This window comes from Hymenobacter wooponensis, from assembly GCF_004745865.1.
GTDB classification, from domain to species: domain Bacteria; phylum Bacteroidota; class Bacteroidia; order Cytophagales; family Hymenobacteraceae; genus Hymenobacter; species Hymenobacter wooponensis.
The window spans coordinates 1,423,229-1,446,632 of sequence record NZ_SRKZ01000001.1; the positions used below are offsets into that span (position 1 = coordinate 1,423,229).

Here is a 23,404-nt window from a genome sequence, read left to right on the forward strand (position 1 = left end):
TTCTCGCTCACTTCGCCACTGTTGTTTTCCTGTATGAAAAACAACGACCCGGCATTAGACACCACTGATTATTCGGCCCGCGATGAGGAAATTATTAAGGCCTATATCGCAGCCAATAATTTAACGGCTCAGCGTCAGGCGTCAGGGTTGTACGTTGTGATTACTGAACCTGGAACGCAGCCTCTGCCTGTGAAAGGTCAGATGGTATACGTGCTCTATACGGGTACAACCCTCGACGGTAAAGTGTTTGACTCTACGGCCAGCCGCGGCAACACCCCGTTCAACTTTCCTATTGGCATGGGGAAAGTAATTGCTGGCTGGGATGAAGGCATTGCATTGCTTGGCAAAGGCGGTAAAGCTACGCTTCTCATTCCCTCTGGCCTGGCCTATGGTCCTTATGCCGTTGGGCCTATTGCACCTAACTCGGTGTTGCGCTTTGATGTCGAGCTGACAGATATTAAGTAATTTCAGGACGGCGAACCTGTTGTTGGCTTCGCTACTATTTTCTGCTTCACCCCATGCGTAACGTATTTTCCCTGGCTCGCCCTACCCTAGTACTTCGGTTAGCCGCTTTGTTATTAGTAGCGGCACCAGTTCTTTCTGCCTGCGACTCGAAAGGCAGCATAGCCAAGCAGACCGAGAAACTCCTTGAACAACAGAAAGCCGCTGATGAAGCTAGCATCCAAGCCTACTTAACTCGGCACAACATCAACGGCTCCAGCTATACACGCACCTCTACCGGCCTTTATCTGATAAACGTGACGGATGGTCCTGCAAGCAACCCTCTAATCAAAGCTGGACAGAAAGTTACTACTGTGTACGTAGGAAAGTACATCGGTGAAACTACCGAGAACCAGGAATTCGACAATTCTAGCAACAACCGGACAGCTTGTGGCTGCCTGAACTTTGTGTCGGGAGCAAACAGTGTCATTGCTGGTTGGGAGGAAGCTGCTCTGCTTATGCGAAAAGGTGATCGGAAAATCCTTTTAATACCTTCAAGCTTGGCAACTATGTCTAATGGAGCCTTCTTACTTGCTTCTCAAGGCATTGCAGCACAGCCTTTGCTGTTCGATATGGAAGTAACCGACGTTAAATAAACCCCTACATGGTCTGTACTCCTCAATACTGGTTTTTGAGACTGGCATTGCTCTTAGGAGCAGGAGGAGTTATGAGCCCGGTGCTAGGCCAGCAGGCTCTCCCTACTACACCAGTTCAAGCCCCAACTGATAGTCTGCTAGGTAGGGCAACGCAAACTAAGTCGGGGCTGCGCTATGCGGTGCGGCACCCTGGTAATGGGCCCACCGCTCACTCCGGCGACAAGGTAACGGTGCATTACACCGGCTTCCTACCGAATGGCCACGTCTTCGACGCCTCCGTGAAACAAGGGGGACCATTGAAGGTACGCGTAGGCCGAGGAGAGGTAATAAAGGGCTGGGACGAGGCGTTGCAGCTGCTGCCAGAAGGAACTAGGGCCCGCATCTGGATTCCGGCCCGACTAGCCTACGCGGCCAAAGGCGTCCGGGACCCGGATGACGACCGCCGCTACTTAGTTCCACCACAAACCGACCTGGTGTTTGAAGTGGAGATTTTAAGAGTAAGATAGTTTACTACGTGCTGGCCCCGCTGATCTGTATGATGCAGACGGCGGGGCCACATGTTGTACAATCATAAAGTTAAATCCGGCTCTGTTTTGCATTGCACAGGTATCAATTGACGCCTAGTGCATAATATACTCTGTATGCTTTCCTTCCCTCGTATACTTACCGCGTGGCCTACGTTGCTGGGCATGGCGGCCCTAATGTCTTTCCAAGGCGACCCGAACAGCTTCAACAGGCTGCGCTCTGGTGTAGAGTACCGCATTTATCAACGGGAAAACGGTAAATACGTGCGCCGCCCTGCCCAAGCACCCACCGGTGACGCAACCTATGCCAGCCGCATAGGCAAAATCATTAGCCTGCACATGGAGTTCCGCACTGGCCGCGACTCGGTGCTGATGAGCTCTCGTCAGCAGCCCGGTGGTCAGCCCGCTCGGGTGCCTCTCGATACGATTCGCAACGCTCAGCGCGGCGGTATTGAAGAGGCGGTATCCTTGCTGCAGCCCGGCGACTCAGCGGTATTTCGCTTCAATGCCGATACAGTATTTGCCAAGTCATTCCGGCAGCCCGTGCCGCCCTTCATCCGGAAGGCAGGCAATACCCTCGTGGTGGTGGCTAAAGTAGACAAGATCCAGACCCAGGAGGCAGCCATGCAGGAGGTGCAGGAAATGATGCGCCAAGCCCAGGAAAAAGAGAAACAGCAGGCAACTCAGCGGCTGGTGCAGGAAGATACTCGCATTCAGGCCTACCTTAAACAGAACAAGCTGAAAGGGGTAAAAGCGCCGGGCGGAGTCTACTACGTGGTTACGAAACCCAGCACGGGCGTTAAGCCCCAGGCCGGCCAAACCGTGTCTGTGCTCTACAAGGGCATGTTGCTGGATGGGAAAGTCTTTGACTCGTCGGAGCGCAATGGCAACCAGCCAATTGAATTTCCACTAGGCCAGGGGCGCGTGATTCCGGGCTGGGACCAAGGCATTGCCCTGCTCAACAAGGGTAGCAAAGCCGTACTGCTTATTCCTTCCTCCCTGGCCTACGGCCCCCGCGGAGCTGGTGCCGACATCCCCCCGAATGCTATTCTTCGCTTCGACGTGGAACTGGTGAATGTGAAGTAAGAGGTATAACGTATCAGGGGGTGGAATATCCGGTTGGTGTTAAGTGTACACAAGCTGGTATTCCACCCCCTGGTACGTTATACCTCATTACAGCTCCGCCAGCACCTCCGACAGAACAGAAAGGGAACGAACGTCGCCGAGGCGCTCTACGTGCAGCTGATAGTAGCGAATAAGCACCCCCAGCAATTCCCGCCGAACGCGGCCATTGGGGATTTGAGCGGTGTCTGGAGTGCGAAGCAAATCATCAAAATGCTGCTCGAATTCCTGGAAGCGCAGGGCCGTGGGGCCGTGTCCGATGGTAGCGCCGGGTACCTCTGCGCCAAAGGCTACCTGGGAGGTAATCTGCTCACCGGTTTCGGGGCCGAAGCCTAGGTACTGACTTAGCTGCAACAGAAATATCAAGGCAAAATTCTCAAACCCTTCCTCCTGCCGGTCGAAGGCCAGGATAGAGTCGTGGAGAAAATTGAAGAGCGGCTCGTTTTCTTCTTCTTCCAGCAACACTCGGCTCACTACCTCGGAGAGGAACAGGGCAATACTGCTCTTGCGCACATCGTAGGGCAGCGTGCGGAAGGGCTCCGCGCAGCGATACTCGGAAAGGCGCGTAATGCCCCCCTGCCGCGAGGTATAGGCCACCAGATCCAGCATGGTGAAAGGCTGGAAAAGCGCAATGCGTCCGGGCGGCTTAGCCTTACGCACCCCATTTACGAGGTAGCTCTGCAGCCCCAGCCGTTCGGTATAAATCCGGGCAATTATGCTGGTTTCACGGTAACGGATGAAGTTAAGAACAATACCGCGGGTCTTGATTAACATGCAGTGGGGAGCTTAGGTGGTGTCTTAAGTACGGTTGCGGGCCCAGGTTGGCCAATTAGCCTTACTGCTGGCCCAGCAAATAAGAACAAGCGCTGTAAGCTCGCCCGTTCCCCAAAAACAGCTTCTAGGCCACTATTTACGTGGCCCGCGCTATTTTTCTACCACGGCCACTTTGCTGATGCAGCCGTTCTTGCCATCGGCATCTGACGAGAGAACCAGATACACCCCCGACTGCACTTTGTGCCCGTTGTAATCGGCCAGGTTCCAGACTAGGGTGCCACCAGTGGCGCGGGTTTGATAGACCAGCTTGCCGGTGACGTCGGTAATTTTTACCTGGGCATTGTTGGCTAACCCTGAGATGCCTACCTGCCCCGTGAAGTTGGTGCGGACTGGGTTAGGGGACACTTTCGCGCAGCTGGGTTTGCCCTCCGTAACCGTAGCGGAGCCCCGGTAGGCCACTACCCCGGCATCGGTAGCCACGAAGACTTCGCCGGTTTTGTCGTTCACCTCCACATCCACAATCCGGTCGGAGGGCAAGGGGCTATTGGCGGTGGTGAAATGCTCCAGCGCTTCAGTAGCATCTTCATTAAATAGCCATAAGCCCCGGTCAGTAGCAAACCACTTGCGGTTGGCACCGTCTACGGCAATAGCGCGTACGGCTTCGCCACCCAAGGCCACGAAGCCCGACCCCTCCCCCCTACTCACGAATGGCGTTTGAAAGCCGAGGCCAGTGCTGGGGTCGAAGGCCGAAATAGGGTCGTTGAAGACAGCAGGCCCTTTGATGGTCGCCACCCAAATATCTCCCCGACGATCTTTCACAATGTCATAGATCTCACCCGACGGCAGGCCTTCGCTTTCTGAGAAAGACCGGGTAGTGCGGCTTTCCTGGTTGTAGGCCACTAAGCCGAGCTGAGTACCTACGGGCGCCCGGGCTCTTGATATCCAGACCCCACCCACGTCATCCAGAGCAAGGCGCTCCATGTTTTCGCTACCGCTAAAGTACGGCACAATGGCCCAGGTGCTGGCCGCGGGGTCAAATGTAAACACGCCAGAGAGCCCTGGTATCTGGTGGCGGTTCACTACCCACACTTTACCATCGGGCGCTGCTACCACATCAGTCACGCGGGTATACGTGGCATCAACGGGAGGCCCCACCACTGGGACAGGGTACCGCAAGGGGTTGGGCAAGCCTGACACCGGATTAAACAGCCGAAAATTACCCGGCCCCTTCCACTCCAGCACGCCGTTGCCGTAGCTGGCCACGTAGAGCGTACCATCGGGCGTGCGGGTGCCGCGAACCGGATCAAGCAGGTTGGGATATTGAGCAGCCGAGAGCGAAGCAGAAGTAATATTCTGCCACTGCCCTTGAGCGTACTCATAAAAACCCAATTGGCTGCGCTCCTGCACGTACCGGTCGCTGTAGGCGCCACTGAAGATGTCTACCGTGTTCGTGCGGGCATCGGCCAGCACGCTGTACGACTTGGTACTGGCGGGAGCGTTGGTCAGATACTGCTCTGCCTGCTGGCCAGTAGCCGATACCTTCAGCAGCCCGTTGGCAAAATCAGCGAGGAAGTAGTTGCCATCTTTGGCCCGCACAGCAGCCTGCGGATTCTGGAGCAGGGCCGGGCGCAACGTATTTGCTACAACGCCGGTAGCGGGGTTAAGCACCGAAACCTTCTGGTTATCGGTTACGAGCAAGCCCGCCCGGGAGGAAGACAGCTGACGAAACTCCACGCCCGTTACGCCCCCCACAGGCTGCCAACTTTGCGCTGGCTGGCTGGGGTTGTAGCCGTAAAGCCGGTCGCCGTTGATGCCGAGGTACACAACCCCGTTGTGCACCCCCAGCGTCCGGAAGGGATTGCCAGCGCGGGGAGCAAAATCAGTAGTCCAAACGCGGTAATCGAGTAAGTTATCGGTGAGGCGGGCGCGCAGCACACCGGCCGAGGTGGCCGCAACAAGTACTCCGTTGGCCGCTGCCGTTGAATACACCTCCACTATGGTGCCGCCGGGCCCAATATTGGTATATGAGTCGCGGATTTCCAGCTTCACTAAATCCACCGCCACTATCCCGAAGCTGCACGCCAGATAAGCTATTTTGTTGTTGATGCTGATCTGGTTGATCCTCTTCGTTCCTTGAATCTCTTTGCGGGCAATATCATTCAGGTTGAGGATGGCCCCATCCGAAAGGCGCAGGATATCGAGGTTGGTAGAGCGGTAGGCCACTACTACCTGCTGACTCACGGAGTCGTAGGCCAGGGTGCTGACGCCTACATCGTGCAAACCATCGCGGCGCGAAAGCAAGCGGGTGGTGTTAAGATCCTTATCGAAGTAGAAGAAGGCATCTTCGGTAGCCACATATACCCGGCTGCCCACATCGGCTAACGACTTTGCCCGGTTAATAGGTAAGTGCAGTTGCCAGTCGCCAAAGCCCGCCGTTGACTGGCCTAGAGCCGCAGGCACCGTTAACAGCAGAAAGCCGAGGCTGAACACGACCCGGCGCAGGCGTAGTAGTAGAATCATCGGCAGGAAGTTGCGACGCGAATAACGAACCGGCAAGGTAACGACGAGCCGCAGGCTTTAGTGCAGCTTTAAGCTTGTAAGCACTAGTATAAAGCTGATGGTGTGGGCTAGAACAGCAACAGAGGTGGCCTAGAGAGTGCCGGGCCCTCTGCTGTGCTTGGCCTTGCCGTTTAGAGCTACCTAGCGGGCCGCGGCTTTGCTTATGGGTTCAGCCGTTTTTTCCTTCATGCCTTCCTGAAAGCAATAGCGGCAACGGGCCTCATACGCATCGGTCTCCCCTAGCAAAATCTTGTCTTCGGACGCCGCCACACGGAAAGAGTAGGAGGCTATTTCCCCGCAACACACGCAGATGGCGTGCACTTTGGTCACGAACTCAGCCACGGCCATAAGCGCGGGCATCGGCCCGAAGGGCTTACCCAGGAAGTCCATGTCTAGGCCTGCCACAATCACGCGAGTGCCCTGGTTTGCCAGCTGCACGCACACGTCTACCAGTGATTCGTCGAAGAACTGCGCTTCGTCAATGCCTACCACGTCGCAGCCGCCAGCCAGCAGGAGCATTTCCTGGGCTACGGGCACTGGCGTGGAGCGGATGCTATTGGCATTGTGCGACACCACGTCCTCAACGTGGTAGCGGGTATCGAGGGCGGGCTTGAAGATTTCAACCCGCTGGCGGGCAATTTTAGCACGGTTGAGACGCCGGATCAGCTCCTCGGTTTTACCCGAAAACATGGAGCCGCAGACAACCTCAATCCAGCCCCGGCGAGCTACGCCCGGACCCGTACCAACGCGGGGTTCTATAAACACAGACTTGTCAGTTAGTAGTGGGCAAGAGTCAGGAGCCTGACGACCTTCGGAACCTCTAAAGTACAGCTTTCAGCTGCTAGCCTCAAAGCCAGCTTCGCCATTTTCCCTTGAAGCGAGGCTACCAGGCCGGCGGTTGCCAACAGCAAAAGGCTTGCTATCAGTCGAATGCCGCGCACCTATTTGGCTTAGCCACTTTTGGCAGACCACCCGATACCAAGTACCTAGGGCAAGTCGTTGAGATAGGTCACGTGCGGGAACTGCACGGGCTCAGGTACCCGGCCTACTACGTCGCCAGCGGGCAGGCGTGTTTGGCAGGTGAGGCGCTCGGTGGGCAGCAAGCGGCCCAGGGCGCGGTAGCGCAACTCGGCGTCGGAAGGCGGCGTTAGGAGGTCGGCTCCGCTGAGTACGTGCAGGCGGCAGGTGGTGCAGCGGCCCTTGGCCCCACAAGCATGCATCCAGTCGTGGCCAGCGGCTTGCAGCGCGGCCAGCAACGTAGCGCCAGGCAGTACCGAAACCGGAGCAGCAGGCAGATTTTGAACTGTTAGAGTGGGCATCTTTCCCTAAATTGCCCGTTGAATCAGGCTTTCAATGAATAACAAATATAGCCTCGCCAAGCGCGAACATTACGGGCGCCTGCTGGCCGCTCTGCTCTGCGACCAGCACTTCGGAGCCCGCCCTACGGCTACGCTCGACGGCCCGGCCGTACTGCGCTTTACCCCCATCCGACAGGTAAACCTGTTTGTGGTGCAGCAGCTGCTAGGCCAGTGGATGTTGGAAATGGGTAACCTCCGTAGCCCCTATTTTGATTTCGAGGATGCGGAAGTGCGCCAGGCCCTTACGCAGTTTATGAACGTGCTCTCGCGGCGCATCAAGCTAAGCCGGCCGGTATTTGAGCCGCTGCTAGCTCAAGCCATCTGCGACACGCTACTGGGCGGCATTGATCCCGCTGAAACCTTCGTGCAGAAGCTAGTAGGTGAGCAGGCTTCAACCTCCCCGGAGAAGCTTCGCGACACATTGCGTTATCTGGAAGTAAACAAGCCCCTGTTCGCGGGCTTTCTAGATACCCTCCCCGCGGATGAAGTGCAGGAGCGTGATTACCTGCTGAGCCGCTTCCGCCTGTATGTAAAGTCGCACGCCCAAGACCAGCAGCCTTTAGCTGCTATTGTACAGGAGTTTAACGCTTTGCTCCCGCTCACTGAGGCTGATTTGTTTGAGGAGGCTGCGCCAACTCCATCTCCCACTCCTGCGCCAGCAGTACCGCCGGCACCCGTCGCTCCTGAAAAGGTTGCGCCCGCTCCGCCTGCCCCTACACCCGTAGCAGCAGCTCCTACTCCAGCACCCGCCCCAGAACCTAAAGCGCCTGCAGCACCAGCTACTCCCTCGGAGCCGCGCACATTGGTACAGGAGGCTCCGGCAGCTGGAGTACCGCTTTACGCTAAGCTGCAAGCTGAGCAGCCGGCAGCTCCTTCACTCAGCGAAACCCTGCGGCAAGAGCGCCCAGCCGCCGCCACGCTAGCAGAAAAAGCCCCTAAAGTAGAGTCATTGCGGGAGGCCATTTCCATCAACCAGCGGTTTAGCTTCATCAATGAGCTATTCAATGGGGAGAATATGGAGTATCACTCAGTGATTCAACACCTAGATACGCTGCCCAATGCGGAGTCAGCGAAGCGCTACGTGACGGAAAACCTGGCGGCGCAGTATAACTGGTCGCGCAAGGAGGAACACGTAAACAAGCTTCTAAAGCTCATTGACCGTAAGTTCGCCTAAGCATACTTCATCAAGCCCAGCTAAAAGCCCCTACTGCTCAGACGACACTGAGCAGTAGGGGCTTTTTTAGTTGCAGTGGAAGAGATACAGGTAGCGCTGCGAAGCTGCTGGCTGCGCTCCTAGGCCTGAGTACTTAATAGCGCTCTAGGTCTTGCTTGCGGTAGGCATCAATGGCCAACAGAATAAAAAGCAGGGTGGTGAAGGACCAGAGGGAGGAACCACCATAGCTGAAGAAGGGCAGCGGAATCCCTACCACGGGCGCTAGGCCTATGGTCATGCCAATGTTGACGCAGAAGTGGAAAAAGATGATGCTAGCCACGCAATACCCATACGTGCGCCCAAAAACCGACTTCTGCCGCTCCGCCACGTACAGTATGCGCCCCAGCAAAACCATGAATAGAATGATAACCACCATGGTGCCTACCCATCCCCACTCCTCGCCTACCGTGCAGAAGATAAAGTCGGTGCTTTGCTCGGGCACGAAGTCGAACTTGGTTTGAGTGCCCTGCAGAAAGCCTTTGCCCGCGAAGCCACCTGAACCGATGGCAATTTTCGACTGCGTCACGTTCCAGCCCACACCCAGGGGGTCGGCGGAGGGGTTAATGAGTACTTCGATACGCTTGCGCTGGTGGGCCTGCAGCACGTTGTTAAAGAAAAAGTCTACCCCGAACACCATACCTACTACCACGGCCCACACCGATAACGCTAGTACCAAATGATGCCGGAATATTCGGGTGTTGAAAGCAAATACTAGCCCTAGCAGCACCGTGAAGGCACCTACCAGCCAGAGCTTAGGTACCAGCAGCGAAAGAATAAGCACGACACCTGCTGCGGCCAGAATCAAGAGAATGAGCGGCGACATGCCTTCCCGAAAGTAAGCCAGCAGGAAGGCACCGAAAACCAGCGCCTGCCCCGTTTCGTTGGCGGCAATAATGAGCAAGGGAGGCAGCAAGGTGAGGCCCGCTAGCACCAGCTGGTCGCGGAAGTTTTGCTGGCGCAGGTTAATGCCCGCCATGTAGCGAGAAACCGCCAGAGCCGTAATGAACTTAGCAAACTCAGCGGGCTGCAAACGCACCGGGCCTAACTCCAGCCAAGAGCGTGAGCCAGCAATAGGCCTAGCAATAAACGGCGTAACAATTAGCAGCAGAATCATGGCCCCGTAGAGCACAAACGCGAAGGTATCGTAGGCCTTGTAGTCGATAACAAGCAGCACAACAATGAGCACCACTGCCGTGCCAATCCACAGAATCTGCTTGAACCAGTTGAAAGCCATCAATTCCTGGAAGCTCAAATGGCTGAACGGATTTTCGGGCGCATCAGGTGAGTAGCTGGCCGCATACACGCTCAGCCACCCCACTCCCACCATGAGCAGATAAATGAGAACCGTTATCCAGTCGATGCTGCGCGAATATCTGGCCGGTGAAGTGGGCATATGGGTGGATTTATTCTGAGGAGTACCTGAAAGCTACCTTCTGCAGCAGGCTCCAAAAACTTCTTTTGGTTTGGAATACCAGCTTAGTGGTGTTTCACGAATCGTTCTGCGGGCCCCGGCAGCCAGCCTTCCCAGCGCCGGCGCCAGGGGGCAATGTTGCCTCGCAAGTATTTTTCTATCAGCAGTGCCGACAAAGGAGCGGCAGAGCTGCCCCCGAAACCGGCATTTTCAATAAACACGGCAATGGCAATCTTCGGGTCTTCAGCCGGAGCAAAGGCCGCGAAGGTAGCGTGGTCATCGCCGTGGGGGTTTTGCACGGTACCCGTTTTACCGGCTACGGAAATGCCCACGTCGAGCAGGCTAGCGTTGCCACCAGTACCTCCACGGCCATCTACCACACTCTGCATCCCCGGTATAATCTCGTCGAAGTGAATGGGGTCAACACCTACGGTGTGGCGCACCGTGTACTGCGGAAGTGGTCCGCCCTGCCCAATCCCCTTCACAAAGTGAGGGGTGTAGTACCAGCCCCGGTTGGCAATGGTTGCCATGATGTTCGCCATCTGTAGGCCAGTAATACCAATTTCGCCCTGCCCGATGCTGAGTGAGTATACCGTGCGGTAGTTCCAGCGGTGATAGCCATTGCGCTTATCGTAGAAATCAGGGGAAGGTATCAAGCCTCTTTTCTCCTGCGATAAGTCTACGCCGAGCTTTTCGCCGAGCCCAAACTGCATCACCTTCCGGCGCCATTCACCTAGGCCTAGGCGGGCGTCCTCGAAGCGGTTAGCCGAGCGGCCCCGCAGCACCGCTGCCCGCATCACTTGGTAGAAATAGGGATTACAGCTGTTCTTGATGGCAATACCTACGTTACTGGGGTACTCGTGGCGGTGGGTACAGCGCACCAGCTTCCAATTACACGCAAACCCTGTTTGCGGTGTTACCACACCCATTTGCAATGCCACCAGCTCGTTCACCAGCTTGAAGGTGGAGCCGGGAGGGTAAGTTGCCATCAGAGGGCGGTTGAACAGGGGGCGCTCTGGATTATTGAGCAGGTCCATATACCGGTTGCCCATGCCCTTGCCTGAAAGAGTAGCCGGATCAAACATCGGCGCCGATACGAACGCCAAAATTTCGCCGGTTTTAGGGTCTAAGGCTACTACCGAGCCGCGCTTGCCCGCCATTAGCTGCTCGGCGTAGGCCTGCAGATCGGAGTCAATGCTCAGGTGCAGGTCTTGCCCGGCTATGGAGAGCGTATCAAACTCGCCCCCCCGGAAGGCGCCTTTCTCAATGCCCCGCACGTTTACCATGCGGTACTGCACACCCCGGCGGCCCATAAGCTGGGGCTCGTAGAAAGACTCTAGGCCTGTAATACCCAAGAACTCGCCGGCCATGTACTTGGAAAACTTCGGCTTTTCTAAAAAGGCCGGTGTAATGGCTCCTACATACCCCAAGGCGTGGGCCATATTTTTGGTATTGTAAGAGCGAGCCATACGGGCTTTGATGCTGAAGCCCGGAAAGTCGATGAGGTTGTCTTGAATGGCGGCCAGCTCAGGAGTGCTTAGGTTTTGCACCAGCGGCGAGGCCTTCACTCGGCTATACGCCCGTGCCGCCTTCATGCCCTCCCGTACTTCCTCAAGGGGCAGCTGGAGCAATTGGCAGAAGCGAGCGGTATCCAGCTTCTTAACCTCCCGGGGTACCACCATGAGGTCGTACACCGGGGTGTTCTGCACTAAAATCTGACCCTTGCGGTCGTAAATCAGGCCCCGGTACGGAGCCTGTACTATGCGCTGCAGGGTGTTGCGGTCAGCGGCAAGCTTATAGCTGCCATCCAGCACCTGAATGTAAAAGAGGCGCGCCGCGAAGAGCAGCGCCACGGCCAAGAAAATGGCGTGGACCACGTATTTGCGGCCTTCGAGGTATTGCAAAGCGGTGGATTCTGAGAAGTAAGCACTTACGGCCCATCGGCCGGATTTGCAAAGGTACAACGAATGCTCGCCTCTGCTAGTCTCTGGGGTTAGAAAGACAGCATGCTGCTCTAACCCCTTGGAGGCTGCCGTACTTGGTTTAGCACTTGCCGCGGCCCTTGCGCCGTACGGCGGAGCTTATACAAAGCGTATCGCCGCCCGCAAGTTCCCGAGCTTACCGGCTGCGGCGGCGCGTGGGGAAAAACACCAGCTGAATAATCAGGAATACAACACTCGTGTACAGAGTGCTCACCAGAATTTTGAGCAAAGTGAGGCCCAGTACCTGGAAGCTGCCCAGCTCCAGCAGAAAAAAGGCGGCGTGGTGAATAGCCACCAGCAGCAGCAGGTACACGATAACCCACTGCCCGCCCATTTGGTGAATGTTCACTGAGTCTTGGGCATCGTACCCGTCGCGGGGGGTGAGCAGGCGCAGCACCCAGGGGCGCAGGTAGGCCACTAGCACGGCCGCGGCGGCGTGTACCCCACCCGAGTCGAAAAACACGTCCATGGTGTAGCCCATGACGAAGCCCAGCAGCAATTGCAGCACGATGGGCGTGCTAATAGGCAAGAACAGCAGGAAGCCTAAGTAGAAAAAACACCAGCCTAGGTTAAACAGCACAAAGTCTGGCCCACTGATAAGCAGCACGTAGAGGCCTACGTAGAGCGCAAACCGCAGCACTTGTAGCAGAATGGTTCCTACTCCGCTCATGGCTGATCGTCGGTTTCGGGTTTCACGCCGGCGCGAGCCTCTACCGTATCGCGCTCAATTTTAGGACGGCTGCTAACCACGTACACATAGGTCAGGTTAGAGAAATTGACAGCGAGCCGCACTTTAATCGTCCAGAAGTTTTTGTCGGGCTCCCGAACAAACGACTCAATGGTTCCTACCATTATGCCCTCGGGAAACACAGCGTTATAACCAGATGTCACTACCGTGTCGCCGCGCACCAGCTTGTTTTGGCGTGGAATGTTATCCAGCAGCACATACGCTGGGTCATCTCCAAGCCAACGAATGGTTCCAATGGTGCCATCGCGCTGAATGCGTGATGATATAGCGGTTTTGGAGTGCAGTACCGAGGTAATGGTAGTATAATGCTCACTTGTTACCAGCACACGGCCAACCACGCCCGCAGCCGCCACTACGCCCATCCCGGGTTTCACCCCATCTACGGCCCCCACATTCAGGGTCAAGAAGTTATCAACGCGGCGCTGGGTGTTGCTTACCACCCGGGCCGGAATTAGGGGATAATCGGGGTCACGGGTGGGAAGCTGGCGGAGGCCTAGCAGCAAGGAATCGGGGCGGCCCAGGAGGGCAAGTCTTGCCTGCGTGACGCTATCCTTGCTAACGGGTAAGGAATCAGCTTGCCGGCCGCTTAGGTCGGAGCGATAGAGCTGTTGCCGTAGCAGGGCGTTTTCCTTTACCAGCTCATGATTTACCTCTACCAGCCGGAAGTAGTCATAAATGCGCGTGCGCAGATCCAGTACCTGGCCTACGTAGCTGTTGGCTGAGTTGAAAAACGCGGCCCGCTGATACGCGCTGTTGCGCACCAGCAGAAACAAGCTCAACACTTCCAGCAGCGCAAACACGAGGATACCCCGGTAGCGAAACAGAAAGGCGAACAAGTTACCCACAGCATTCGTGAACTGAGAAGTAAGAAGTGAGAAAGAAGACTCGTGAGATACAGCAACAAGTTGTTACTGCTCACCTAGTCTTCCTTCTCACTTCTCAACTACTTGATAATAAAAGATTAGGTAAGCAGCACCCCGCGGAAGCCGAGGATGTTTTTGATGGCAGCACCCGTGCCGCGTACTACTGCACGCAACGGATCCTCGGCAATGTGAATAGGCAGCTTGGTTTTCACGGCCAAGCGCTTGTCTAGGCCACGCAGCAAGGCCCCACCGCCGGTCAGATGGATGCCGTTTTCGTAGATATCGGCGGAAAGCTCAGGCGGGCTGATTTCCAGCGCCTTCAATACGGCCTCCTCAATTTTAGCTACCGATTTATCCAGGGCAATGGCAATTTCAGCCGAGGTCACCTTGATAACTTTCGGAATACCGGTCATCAGGTCGCGGCCGCGCACCTCAAAGTCGGGCGGAGTTACTTCCAGCTCCGTGAGGGCAGCACCCACTTCAATCTTGATGCGCTCGGCGCTCCGCTCCCCAATCAGCAGGTTGTGCTGGCGGCGCATGTAATCAAGAATGTCCTGGTTGAATACGTCGCCGGCCGTCTTGATAGACTGGTCGCAGACAATACCCGACAGCGCGATAACGGCAATTTCAGTAGTACCACCTCCAATGTCGATAATCATGGAGCCGACGGGCTGCTCCACGTCAATTCCGATACCGATAGCGGCGGCCATGGGTTCCTGAATCATCCAGACCTCCTTGGCCCCGGCGTGCTCAGCGGAGTCACGTACGGCGCGCTTTTCTACCTCCGTAATGCCCGAAGGAATGCAGATGACCATGCGGTGCGAGGGCTGGAACAGCCGCGTACGCGTGTCAATCATCTTGATCATGCCCTTGATCATTTCCTCGGCGGCGTGGAAGTCGGCAATAACACCATCCTTCAGCGGACGGATAGTTTTGATGTTGTCGTGGGTTTTCTCGTGCATTTGCTGCGCTTGCCGGCCCACGGCAATTACCTTATTTGTAGTGCGGTCTTTCGCAATGATGCTCGGCTCATCCACCACGATTTTGTCGTTGTGAATGATGAGGGTATTGGCCGTGCCCAGGTCAATGGCAATATCGCTGGTCAGAAAATTGAAGAAACCCATCGAGTTACGGCAAGTGAATGAGAACGGGCTGGTTGCGCCCGTCAAAAGTGGGGGCAAAAGTAAGCAAGTTTCGGCGAAGCCCGGCATGTCGGCTCAGCATTGTAGACCGACAGTGAAGCAAGATCTACTTATGAAGCGCAGGCCGCCCAATAATGTGCAGCTCCCAACGTCAGGAGTGGCTTTTCATTGTGGAGCAGGCAAGATAAAGCTTCTTGGCTACAGTCCAGCTACTCAAAATAAAGCAGCCCCCGGCAACCAGTTTGGTGCCCGAGGCTGCTTTAGTATCAAGAGGTTGCCAGCGCTAGGGCCATTGCTGGCCTAGCCCTGATCTTGCCCGTATTTTTTAGTGCTTGAAGTGGCGCACACCGGTCATTACCATCGCCATACCTAGCTGGTCGCAGGCGGCAATGCTGTCGGCGTCCTTGATAGAGCCGCCGGGCTGCACTACGGCCCGAATGCCAGCTTCACCCGCAATTTCTACGCAGTCGGGGAAGGGGAAAAAGGCATCAGACGCCATTACTGCGCCCTTCAGGTCGAAGCCAAAGGCGCGAGCCTTCTCAATTGCCTGCTTCAGCGCATCTACTCGGGAGGTCTGGCCTACACCCGATGCCAGCAATTGCCCCGCCTTGGCTAGCACAATAGTGTTGCTCTTGGTGTGCTTGCAAACCTTTATAGCGAATTCCAGGGCCTCTACTTCCTCGGCCGTCGGGGCCGATTTAGTTACCGTGCGGAACTCGTTGGCACCTTCAATTACGCGGTCAAAGTCTTGCTCAATCAGGCCATTGAGCAGGGTTTTTACTTGCTTCGTGGGGAAATCAACGGGCTTTTGGCGGAGCAGAATGCGATTTTTCTTGCTCTGTAGAATGGGCAGGGCGTCCTCGGCAAACTCGGGCGCAATCAGCACCTCAAAAAAGAGCTTGTTCAATTCCTCGGCCGTTGCGGCATCTACCGCCCGGTTTACAATGATAACGCCCCCAAAGGCTGATATAGGGTCGCAGGCCAGCGCATTCAGGTAGGCCTCTTTTAGCGTCTCTGCTTGGGCTACGCCGCAGGCATTGGTATGCTTGAGAATGGCGCAAGCGGCGGGACCTTCGGCAAATTCCTGCATCAATAGCACGGCAGCATCTACGTCTACCAGGTTATTGTAGCTAAGCTGCTTGCCGTGGAGTTGGTCGAAGAGGGCCGATAGGTCGCCGTAGAAGGTGCCGGCTTGGTGTGGATTCTCGCCGTAGCGCAGAGGCGTGGCGGGCTTCTCGCTAATTTTCAGGGCTGTGCCGCTCAGCTCCGTGCCCTGAGCCATGTAGCGAAAAATCTGGGTATCGTAGTGCGAGGTGGCCTCAAAAGCGGCGGCGGCATAGTGGCGGCGGTCTTCGAGGTCGGTAGCGCAGTTTTTGGTGGTCAGCAACTCCGTCACGGCCGCATATTGGTCGCGGCTGCTCACAACCAGCACATCGCGGAAGTTTTTGGCGGCAGCGCGCAGCAGGGAAATGCCCCCAATGTCAATCTTCTCGATAACGTCCTGCTCGGCGGCCCCGGAGGCAACAGTTTCCTCAAACGGGTACAGGTCAACGATAACCAAATCAATGGGCGGAATCTGGTGCTGCTCAGCTTCGGCTAGGTCACTGGCTTCGTGGCGGCGGTGCAGAATGCCCCCGAATACCGTGGGGTGCAGCGTTTTTACCCGGCCCCCGAACACGGCCGGAAAGCCCGTCAGGCTCTCTACGGCCGTCACCGGCGCACCCTGCTCTTCAATGAATTGCTGAGTTCCTCCCGTCGAGTACATCGTCACGCCGTGCTGCTTGAGCAGGGCCACTAGGGGCTCAAGGCGGTCTTTGTAGTAGACAGAGATAAGGGCGGAACGAATGGGCTGCGAAGGCATGGCAATAAAGCTTGGATGAAGGCGAAATGCGCCGCGAAGGTAGGAACCCCTCGGGCGTGCTGCCACCCAACTATGTTACGGAATTGTTACGCCCCACCTATCAGGGCACCCGCTTAGGGCCTTTTCGAGCTTTGAGCGCGCGATTTATGCACGATTGTCTGCACCAAATTTTCTTACTGCCCAGTTCCTATTTCCTGCCGTATATACCTCAAGCTCCTCTGTTCTGATCAAACCAGGCAGTTGCTCTTTTCCCCGCCAAGCTCGGTTTGGCATCCGCCTGAATCTTCATCATGTCAGAGACACTCCTACATTCACCCGCCACTGCTGCGCGCCCAAAGCCGGCCGTTAGCTCGCTCCCGGAGCCTCCACTTTACTCAGCAGAAGTAAGTGTAGAGGCTGCCGCCAGCTTGGCCCCACGCTTATTCACGCAGGCCCCTTTTTCTGACCAAGAAGGCGGCTTCCCAACCGAAGAGTTCAAGTGGATGCGTGAAGCTGGTCTGCTGACTGCTGCACTGCCTCCCGCATTGCGGGGTACTGGCCTAGGCCACTCCTCCCAAGCGTTGCCACTACTTCAGACCTTACAGCATATTGGGCGCGGAAATTTGGCAGTGGGCCGCATATATGAGGGGCACGTCAACGCCCTACTCTTACTCCAGCGTTTTGGGCAGCCGAAACAGGTTACCCGCTGGGCGGCGGCGGCCCACGCCGGGCACTTATTTGGCGTTTGGAATACGGAGGCGCACGACGGCGTAAAACTGGAGCCACTAGCACATAACCGCTACCGCCTGCATGGCAGCAAAACCTTCGGATCGGGGGCGGGCCACCTTACCCGGCCCTTGCTCACAGCCCAGCTCCCTGATGGGGGCTGGCAGATGCTGATTTTGCCCACCGATGAGCAGCAGCCCAGTCTAGACGCTTCCTTCTGGCGCCCCCTGGGGATGCGGGCCACAGCTAGCTTCCGGGTTGATTTTACCGGCCTAGAGGTAGCCGACGACGACTTGCTAGGCCGCCCCGGCGACTATTATCGGCAGCCCTGGTTTAGTGGTGGGGCTACTCGCTTTGCGGCTGTGCAGCTGGGCGGCGCCGAGGCTATATTTGATGAAACGCGCCGCTTTCTGCGCGAGCTGGGCCGCACCGATGATCCTTATCAGCGGCAGCGCCTGGGCGAAATGGCACTGCTGATAGAAAGCGGCCGCCAGTGGCTACGTGCCGCCGCCGAGCACGAGGCCCGCGCAACAGCAACTGCCGAGGCCACCGTAGCCCATGCCAACATGGTGCGTACGGCCATTGAAGAAATATGCCTGCGAGTGTTGCCTCTGGCGGAACGTTGCGTGGGCGCCCGTGGCCTGCTGCGCCCCGAGCCCTTTGAGCGTATGCACCGCGACCTAACTCACTACCTACGCCAGCCTGCCCCCGACGCCGCGCAAGCCGATGCTGGGCGTTTTGTGCTCGAAAGCTCGCGCCCTGCTTACCGCCTGTGGAATGACTGAGCCCTTCGTGTCCTCCCAGCTGTTGTTTGAGAGCCTTCCACTCTACCCTCCCGACGCCGTGCGCACCTTTGGGCCTACGGTTGTGGTAGCCCCGCACCCCGATGATGAATCCCTGGGCTGCGGTGGCCTGCTCACCTTGTTGCGGCAGGTAGGCCTGCCCGCATGGTGTGTATTGGTTAGCGATGGAACTATGTCGCACCCCCATTCCCAGAAGTTTCCGCCTGCCGCGCGCCGTGCGTTGCGAGAACAAGAGCTGTGCGAAGCCCTAGGCTTGCTAGGCCTGTCAGACCAAGCCCTGCACACGCTAGGCTTGCCAGATGGCTCGGTGCCCGGCCCCGACACCCCGCTTGGTGCCGCCGCCGCCGCCCACTTGCAGGAGTTTTTTACTACCACGCAACCCCAAACGGTACTAGTGCCTTGGCGGCGCGACCCTCACCCTGACCACCGGGCTACCAGCCAGCTGGTTCGGGCAGCCTTAGCAGGACTCCCAACCGCGCCTCGTCTGCTGGAATATGTAGTGTGGGCCTGGGAGCGGGCTTCCCCCGCTGACCTCCCCCAGCCCGCCGAAGCTCACGGCTTCCGGCTAGATATACGCTCCGTGCTGCCGCAAAAGCAGCAGGCCATTGCCGCTCACCGCTCCCAGCTGGCTGGTGGCCCCATCGACGATGACCCGGCCGGCTTTACCCTGGCGGCTGGCATGCTGGCGCACTTTGATAGGCCAGTAGAAGTGTTCTTTCAAGCAAAGTCCTGATCCTCATTCGGGCTCTATCAGCGTGTTTATTCTCCCCTCCCCATGTCTCGTCTCCGTCCTAACCCCAACCAGCCTAACACGCTTCCGCCTGATTACTTCGATGCCGTATATGAGGCCAACACAGATCCTTGGGGCTTTGAAACCAGCGCCTATGAGCGGCAGAAGTATGACACTACGCTGGCAGCACTCCCGCACAGCCAGTATGCCCAGGCCTTTGAAATTGGTTGCTCTTTGGGCGTGCTGACTCAGCAGCTAGCGGCCCGATGTGAGCACCTCCTCGCTATTGATGTGGCCAAGGCACCGCTAGATAAAGCCCGGCAGCGCTGTGCGCAATTACCTCAAGTGGAGTTTCAGCAGTTGCAGCTACCTGATGAGTACCCGAGGGGCCGCTCATTTGACTTAGTGCTACTGTCAGAAGTGGGATATTACTGGAGCCCGGCTGATTTGCTGCGTACTAGCAACCACATCTTGCAGACACTACGCCCCGGCGGACACTTGCTCCTCGTTCATTGGACGCCTCCCGTGCACGACTATCCCCTGACCGGCGATGATGTGCACGAGTTTTTCTTGAACCTCACTACCCCCGGGGGCCCTCTGAACCACCTGAAAAGTCAGCGCCACGAAACGTACCGCCTCGATTTATTTGAGCAGCAGTAGGCCTGTTTAGCATCTCTGATAGGTTAAACTGTAGCGGGTTCCAAACTTAAGAGCAAGCGCTAGGCCACTTCAGGCTTGGTTCTGGCAAGCGCTTTTGTTCGTTGTTGTGCATCACCAGCTCGCGGCGCAAGTAGGCAATGGCGTCACTTAGGGCCATAGGAGGCCATTGGGCTTCCCAGCGGCCATGTGTTGCCCAATATGTTTTAACCCAACTCCACAGCTGTCCGAACGTTAGGCAAGCACGCATTTGCTGCTCAAGCGACTTAAGCGGTAGGCCTAGCAAGGTGGCCAAGCCAGGTAGCGTTTCCGCCACTGTTTGGGCGGGCTTGCCCTGCCACAAGGCACGCAAAGCAAAGCGAGCCTTCCATTCCGTAACCAACCGGGCAGGACTATCCACCAGCGGCTCCTGCTGCGTTTGGCCCAGTTGCGCCCATTGCCGCAATTGCCAGGAGAGGCCTACTGCAACTCGCCCCATCTGCCGGTTAGAGGTGTACACCCGTACCTGTGGGCAATGGCGCAGCCGCAGGTCATGATGCAGCAAGGCTTGGTATAACGCTTCATCCTCTAAATACGGCACAACTGGTAGGCCACCTACCCGGCGGTAAGCCGCAGGGGTTAGGGCAAAGCTCGCCCCAAAATGCTGGTGATGCCGCGGCCACGGATCAGATTCTGCCGGGTCAAGCAAGGTTTCTAAACGGGCCTTCAATAGTTGATACGTTGTATCCTGCAACTGATAGCGCCTAGCTGCGTCGGCAGCGGAAGCAACTGCCATGTGCATCAGAATTCGGCCACCTACGGCATCGGCCCCTTGGGCTAGCGCAGCCTGCGTGGCGGCCAGCCAGGTTGGGGCTACCAGCGTATCGGCGTCGGTGCTGGCAATGAAGCTGCCGGAGTTGTTCGCCAGTTCCAGCCGGCGGCAGGCTTCATCCATAAGCAAGCGCCGGGCCTTGCCAATGTGGGCTTCAGCACGGGGCAGCTCTATTTCCAGCACGTGCACAGCCAACGCCGGATGACACCTGGCAAACTCACGCGCTAATGCGGCTGTCTCGTCAAGGCAATTATTGGCCAGCACGAGTATTTCATACTCCGCTGGGTTGAGGGGTTCACCGGCCAAGGTAGTTTGGGCGGCCAAGGCCGCTAGAGTTGCCAGCAGATTCTCGGCCTCATCCTTGGCCGGAACCACCACCACCGTTCGCAAGCTGGCGGCAGGTGGCCTAGCCACCCGCACGTTAGCTACTGAGGCCGGACCAGCGGCTACGTCCTGCACTGTATGAAATCGAGAGGGGAGTAAAGAGCACATAGCTCCTTTTACGTAGCTGAACAGTATTAATATTGTTCAGCTTTTGGGCAATTTCCCCTTCCCAATTGCTCATGCAGATGAACTACTGCGCTGTATACTGACAGCATTTCATTTGGGCCGCTGGTGCGCATCCTACCTATACACGAAAAAGGCCTTCCTAAGTAGGAAGGCCTTTTTTGCGTGTGAGTCGGTTAGCTTAGAACGCTTCGCCCACGGCGAAGATGATCCCGGAGTTGCCGCCGGAGCCGACACCGTAATCTAAGCGAATGTTGAGCCGGTCGCGGCGGTTGAAGCGGAAACGGGCTCCTACCCCACCAGCAAACTTGGTATCCTCAAACGTGTAATCGCCTAAGCGCGGGGCTACCTGGCCTACCGCGCCAAACACTACCCCATCGAAGCGCCAGAATAGTTTCTGCCGGATTTCAGCCTGGGCTGTGGTAAACTGACGGTCACGGAAGCGTGCTTCATAAATGCCGCGCATCAGATAGGCATTGTTGTAGAGCGAGCCGCCCAACGTGGCACCCATGCCACCTAACTCCCGGAACGGCACGCTACCCGTGTGGTACTGCCCCAAAAATTGCAGCGCCAAAATGGTGTTGTTGGTCCCGAACAGTGGGTTGAAGTGGCGGGCGTCCACCATGTAGCGCGTAAACTTGTAGTCGCTACCTAGTGCACCGCCATTGAACAGGATGTGTGCATCCACAAAGTTACCCGTGTAGGTTGCCAGCACATTGTCGCGGCCATCATACAGAATTGCCGGACCCACGCCCGATGTCCGGTAGCCAGCGCGCTGAGAGGCCGGAATATTGTAGTACTGCGTTGCAGGGTTATTAACCGGGTCCTGCGGATCTTTCAGCTCTACGGTGCCCAGGTCTGTGAAGCGGTAACGAATACCTACGAACAGATTGGGTACTACCTTGGCCAGCACCTTTTCATCAAACACCCACAGCGGGTATTTGATCTGGGTTTCGTCGCTCTTACGGGTGTTATTGCCAATACCGTAGTAGTTAAACACCAGGTCGTAGTAGCTTAACTCGCCAGAGAAGAAGAATTTCTCTTCGGGCGTGAAAACCGTGTGCGTCAACTGCACCGTGGTTTGCTTTTTCTGCGAAATCCAGGCAATCAACCGGGCATTCGACTTACGCACCATGGTATCTTGCCCAAACCGCCACACGGGCAAAATGGCTAGGCCACCTGCGAAACCAGTTTCCTGCTGATAGAAAGCAATGGGCACCGGAATAAAGCTGGGCTTATTAGGATCGGAAGGCGTGAGCTTGACGGGCGCAGGCGCCAACGCCCGGTTCAGACCCACGGGCGCGCCCTCCGCAGGATCTTCAGCAGTAGTAGGGGTTACCGATGACGCCCACAGCGTGGTGGAATCGGGAGTAACAGGGGCCGACTGGGCTAGAGCAGCGGGGGCGGCCAGCGAGCTTAGCGCTAACAGCGAGTACAGAAAGCGCATACGTGGATGGCTTGGGAAGAAGTGAAGGGTATAGGCCTAGGACCTGTGCTCGCAGCTGAACAAGCTGTAGTTCAGGACCGAACTTCTCAGCTAACGGAACAGTAGCCTTTGCGGTTTTACCCTACCAATAGCATGGAGAGAACTCCCGCCAACATCACCAGCTTACACCCAGTACTTAACTGCGCAAAGTGCCGCCGCCGGTCGGCCCGCCGCAGCTGCGCCGCCAGCCAACCCAACGGCAACAGCACCAGTAGCAATAACCATAGCCCCAGTGCCCAGTGCTCGGCTTCGACCAGTACTTTTTCTACCCCCAACACCAGCACTACCAGGCAAGCCAGAAAAAACCCCGCCACCCATTTACTGCGCAGCACCCCCACCACCAGGGGCAGCGTGCGGCAATCGTGCGCGGCATCGCCGCGCATATCTTCAATATCCTTTACTATTTCGCGCACCACCGTCAGCAGAAAAGCCGCCAGGGCATATAACCACACCGGTTTGGTACCCACCCGCAATTGCAGTTCTGGCAGTAGTACCAGCGCTGCCGTGAGAGCAGCAATGCTCACGTTGCCCACCAAGGCCACCCGCTTGAATCGCACAGAGTAGCCCCATAGCAAGAGCGCCGAGCCTAAATTTACTAGCCCCAGTAGCGGCGACAGTGCTCCACTCACCAATACTCCCAGCCCCGATAGTAACAAGTGGGCTACCATTGCGTGGCGCCGGTTTACCGCCTTTCCTACTACTAACCGGTCGGGTCGGTTGATGGCGTCAATCTTTACGTCGTAGTAATCATTGATAATGTACCCGCCGGCCGCCACGCTTAGTGCGGCCAGGGCCAACAGCGCAAAGGACGGGTCCAGCACCACCGACCAGGGCGCATCGGGCAGCAGCAAGGCCTTCCGGACCAGCAGCAGGCACAGGGCCATAATCAGCAGGTTGGGCAGCCGAATCAGGAGGGCCAGCTGCCGCCAGGGGCCAGTATCCGCTGCGGGCGGCTGGTTGGAGCGGGGATGTTCAGGGGCAGCCATTAGAATAGAAACAATACTAGTAGTGGCTGCAAAGATGCACCCCAGCCAAATAGGAAGACGAACGA

The 23,404-nt window shown here is 56.9% G+C and carries 21 protein-coding genes; 8 read left to right on the forward strand and 13 right to left on the reverse strand.

The genetic code is table 11. The features are described from left to right. Positions 1 to 33: 33 nt before the first annotated feature. The 4 genes from EU557_RS05940 (at position 34) to EU557_RS05955 (ending at position 2,707) form a co-directional block, all read left to right on the forward strand. On the forward strand, positions 34 to 465 hold the full coding sequence (locus EU557_RS05940; RefSeq protein ID WP_245326169.1) for an FKBP-type peptidyl-prolyl cis-trans isomerase: 432 nt from the start codon (positions 34 to 36) through the stop codon (positions 463 to 465). A 53-nt stretch (positions 466 to 518) separates the two neighbouring features. Beyond that, the gene (locus tag EU557_RS05945; RefSeq protein WP_135529465.1) at positions 519 to 1,097 is read left to right on the forward strand and encodes an FKBP-type peptidyl-prolyl cis-trans isomerase; all 579 of its coding nucleotides are present in this window, start codon (positions 519 to 521) and stop codon (positions 1,095 to 1,097) included. Between the two features lie 8 nt (positions 1,098 to 1,105). Continuing rightward, the gene (locus EU557_RS05950; RefSeq protein WP_135529466.1) at positions 1,106 to 1,603 is read left to right on the forward strand and encodes an FKBP-type peptidyl-prolyl cis-trans isomerase; all 498 of its coding nucleotides are present in this window, start codon (positions 1,106 to 1,108) and stop codon (positions 1,601 to 1,603) included. Between the two features lie 135 nt (positions 1,604 to 1,738). Continuing rightward, entirely contained in the window at positions 1,739 to 2,707 is a 969-nt protein-coding gene (locus EU557_RS05955; protein ID WP_135529467.1) for an FKBP-type peptidyl-prolyl cis-trans isomerase, read from the forward strand. An 87-nt stretch (positions 2,708 to 2,794) separates the two neighbouring features. On the opposite strand, the gene recO is transcribed toward EU557_RS05955, so the two are convergent. From recO to EU557_RS05975, 4 genes are all read right to left on the reverse strand, one after another. Beyond that, entirely contained in the window at positions 2,795 to 3,517 is a 723-nt protein-coding gene (gene recO, locus EU557_RS05960; protein ID WP_135529468.1) for a DNA repair protein RecO, read from the reverse strand. A gap of 150 nt (positions 3,518 to 3,667) precedes the next feature. Next, positions 3,668 to 6,037 (reverse strand): type IX secretion system anionic LPS delivery protein PorZ, encoded by a 2,370-nt coding sequence (porZ, locus tag EU557_RS05965; RefSeq protein WP_135529469.1) that lies wholly within the window; start codon positions 6,035 to 6,037, stop codon positions 3,668 to 3,670. A 180-nt stretch (positions 6,038 to 6,217) separates the two neighbouring features. After that, positions 6,218 to 6,841 carry a thymidine kinase gene (locus EU557_RS05970; RefSeq protein WP_135529470.1) on the reverse strand — a complete coding sequence of 208 codons (624 nt, stop codon included), beginning with the start codon at positions 6,839 to 6,841 and terminating at the stop codon, positions 6,218 to 6,220. Between the two features lie 221 nt (positions 6,842 to 7,062). After that, complete coding sequence (locus tag EU557_RS05975; protein WP_135529471.1) at positions 7,063 to 7,395, reverse strand: 2Fe-2S iron-sulfur cluster-binding protein; 333 nt, start codon at positions 7,393 to 7,395, stop codon at positions 7,063 to 7,065. Positions 7,396 to 7,429: 34 nt separating this feature from the next. Here EU557_RS05975 and EU557_RS05980 point away from each other — a divergent pair, with 34 nt between their 5' ends. Further along, positions 7,430 to 8,608 (forward strand): hypothetical protein, encoded by a 1,179-nt coding sequence (locus EU557_RS05980; RefSeq protein ID WP_135529472.1) that lies wholly within the window; start codon positions 7,430 to 7,432, stop codon positions 8,606 to 8,608. A 133-nt stretch (positions 8,609 to 8,741) separates the two neighbouring features. Here the strand turns inward: EU557_RS05980 and rodA are convergent, their stop codons facing one another. The 6 genes from rodA to purH all read right to left on the reverse strand — a co-directional run bounded on the left by rodA (position 8,742) and on the right by purH (position 16,654). Next, entirely contained in the window at positions 8,742 to 10,040 is a 1,299-nt protein-coding gene (gene rodA / locus EU557_RS05985; protein WP_135529473.1) for a rod shape-determining protein RodA, read from the reverse strand. A gap of 83 nt (positions 10,041 to 10,123) precedes the next feature. Continuing rightward, positions 10,124 to 11,962 carry a penicillin-binding protein 2 gene (mrdA, locus tag EU557_RS05990; protein WP_135529474.1) on the reverse strand — a complete coding sequence of 613 codons (1,839 nt, stop codon included), beginning with the start codon at positions 11,960 to 11,962 and terminating at the stop codon, positions 10,124 to 10,126. Between the two features lie 214 nt (positions 11,963 to 12,176). After that, a complete protein-coding gene (locus tag EU557_RS05995; protein ID WP_135529475.1) occupies positions 12,177 to 12,710 on the reverse strand; it encodes a hypothetical protein in 534 nt (177 codons plus the stop codon). Next, entirely contained in the window at positions 12,707 to 13,633 is a 927-nt protein-coding gene (gene mreC / locus EU557_RS06000) for a rod shape-determining protein MreC (protein ID WP_135529476.1), read from the reverse strand. The genes EU557_RS05995 and mreC overlap by 4 nt, the downstream gene beginning before the upstream one ends. A gap of 116 nt (positions 13,634 to 13,749) precedes the next feature. Further along, a complete protein-coding gene (locus EU557_RS06005) occupies positions 13,750 to 14,775 on the reverse strand; it encodes a rod shape-determining protein (protein WP_135529477.1) in 1,026 nt (341 codons plus the stop codon). Positions 14,776 to 15,118: 343 nt separating this feature from the next. Continuing rightward, positions 15,119 to 16,654 (reverse strand): bifunctional phosphoribosylaminoimidazolecarboxamide formyltransferase/IMP cyclohydrolase, encoded by a 1,536-nt coding sequence (purH, locus tag EU557_RS06010; protein ID WP_135529478.1) that lies wholly within the window; start codon positions 16,652 to 16,654, stop codon positions 15,119 to 15,121. 290 nt (positions 16,655 to 16,944) lie between these two features. On the opposite strand from purH, the gene EU557_RS06015 reads away from it, so the two are divergent. The 3 genes from EU557_RS06015 to EU557_RS06025 are packed head-to-tail and all read left to right on the forward strand — an operon-like array spanning position 16,945 to position 19,552. Beyond that, positions 16,945 to 18,144 (forward strand): acyl-CoA dehydrogenase family protein, encoded by a 1,200-nt coding sequence (locus EU557_RS06015; RefSeq protein ID WP_135529479.1) that lies wholly within the window; start codon positions 16,945 to 16,947, stop codon positions 18,142 to 18,144. Continuing rightward, positions 18,137 to 18,895, forward strand: coding sequence for a PIG-L deacetylase family protein (locus EU557_RS06020; protein WP_135529480.1), 759 nt, complete (start codon positions 18,137 to 18,139; stop codon positions 18,893 to 18,895). Before EU557_RS06015 ends, EU557_RS06020 begins: the two co-directional genes overlap by 8 nt. Positions 18,896 to 18,937: 42 nt before the next feature. Further along, positions 18,938 to 19,552: a class I SAM-dependent DNA methyltransferase gene (locus tag EU557_RS06025; RefSeq protein ID WP_135529481.1), complete on the forward strand. Its 615-nt coding sequence runs from the start codon at positions 18,938 to 18,940 to the stop codon at positions 19,550 to 19,552. Positions 19,553 to 19,598: 46 nt separating this feature from the next. On the opposite strand, the gene EU557_RS06030 is transcribed toward EU557_RS06025, so the two are convergent. From EU557_RS06030 to EU557_RS06040, 3 genes are all read right to left on the reverse strand, one after another. Then, complete coding sequence (locus EU557_RS06030; protein ID WP_135529482.1) at positions 19,599 to 20,852, reverse strand: glycosyltransferase family 2 protein; 1,254 nt, start codon at positions 20,850 to 20,852, stop codon at positions 19,599 to 19,601. A 196-nt stretch (positions 20,853 to 21,048) separates the two neighbouring features. After that, positions 21,049 to 22,314, reverse strand: a complete 1,266-nt coding sequence (locus tag EU557_RS06035; protein ID WP_135529483.1) for a BamA/TamA family outer membrane protein — start codon at positions 22,312 to 22,314, stop codon at positions 21,049 to 21,051. Between the two features lie 116 nt (positions 22,315 to 22,430). Then, entirely contained in the window at positions 22,431 to 23,339 is a 909-nt protein-coding gene (locus tag EU557_RS06040; protein ID WP_135529484.1) for a geranylgeranylglycerol-phosphate geranylgeranyltransferase, read from the reverse strand. Between the last annotated feature and the right edge of the window lie 65 nt (positions 23,340 to 23,404).

Coding starts and splice junctions, on each gene's coding strand:
- EU557_RS05940 (WP_245326169.1), top strand. CDS start 34: ATGAAAAACAACGACCCGGCATTAGACACCACTGATTATTCGGCCCGC.
- EU557_RS05945 (WP_135529465.1), top strand. CDS start 519: ATGCGTAACGTATTTTCCCTGGCTCGCCCTACCCTAGTACTTCGGTTA.
- EU557_RS05950 (WP_135529466.1), top strand. CDS start 1,106: ATGGTCTGTACTCCTCAATACTGGTTTTTGAGACTGGCATTGCTCTTA.
- EU557_RS05955 (WP_135529467.1), top strand. CDS start 1,739: ATGCTTTCCTTCCCTCGTATACTTACCGCGTGGCCTACGTTGCTGGGC.
- recO (WP_135529468.1), bottom strand. CDS start 3,517: ATGTTAATCAAGACCCGCGGTATTGTTCTTAACTTCATCCGTTACCGT.
- porZ (WP_135529469.1), bottom strand. CDS start 6,037: ATGATTCTACTACTACGCCTGCGCCGGGTCGTGTTCAGCCTCGGCTTT.
- EU557_RS05975 (WP_135529471.1), bottom strand. CDS start 7,395: ATGCCCACTCTAACAGTTCAAAATCTGCCTGCTGCTCCGGTTTCGGTA.
- EU557_RS05980 (WP_135529472.1), top strand. CDS start 7,430: ATGAATAACAAATATAGCCTCGCCAAGCGCGAACATTACGGGCGCCTG.
- rodA (WP_135529473.1), bottom strand. CDS start 10,040: ATGCCCACTTCACCGGCCAGATATTCGCGCAGCATCGACTGGATAACG.
- EU557_RS05995 (WP_135529475.1), bottom strand. CDS start 12,710: ATGAGCGGAGTAGGAACCATTCTGCTACAAGTGCTGCGGTTTGCGCTC.
- EU557_RS06005 (WP_135529477.1), bottom strand. CDS start 14,775: ATGGGTTTCTTCAATTTTCTGACCAGCGATATTGCCATTGACCTGGGC.
- purH (WP_135529478.1), bottom strand. CDS start 16,654: ATGCCTTCGCAGCCCATTCGTTCCGCCCTTATCTCTGTCTACTACAAA.
- EU557_RS06015 (WP_135529479.1), top strand. CDS start 16,945: ATGTCAGAGACACTCCTACATTCACCCGCCACTGCTGCGCGCCCAAAG.
- EU557_RS06020 (WP_135529480.1), top strand. CDS start 18,137: ATGACTGAGCCCTTCGTGTCCTCCCAGCTGTTGTTTGAGAGCCTTCCA.
- EU557_RS06025 (WP_135529481.1), top strand. CDS start 18,938: ATGTCTCGTCTCCGTCCTAACCCCAACCAGCCTAACACGCTTCCGCCT.
- EU557_RS06030 (WP_135529482.1), bottom strand. CDS start 20,852: ATGTGCTCTTTACTCCCCTCTCGATTTCATACAGTGCAGGACGTAGCC.
- EU557_RS06035 (WP_135529483.1), bottom strand. CDS start 22,314: ATGCGCTTTCTGTACTCGCTGTTAGCGCTAAGCTCGCTGGCCGCCCCC.
- EU557_RS06040 (WP_135529484.1), bottom strand. CDS start 23,339: ATGGCTGCCCCTGAACATCCCCGCTCCAACCAGCCGCCCGCAGCGGAT.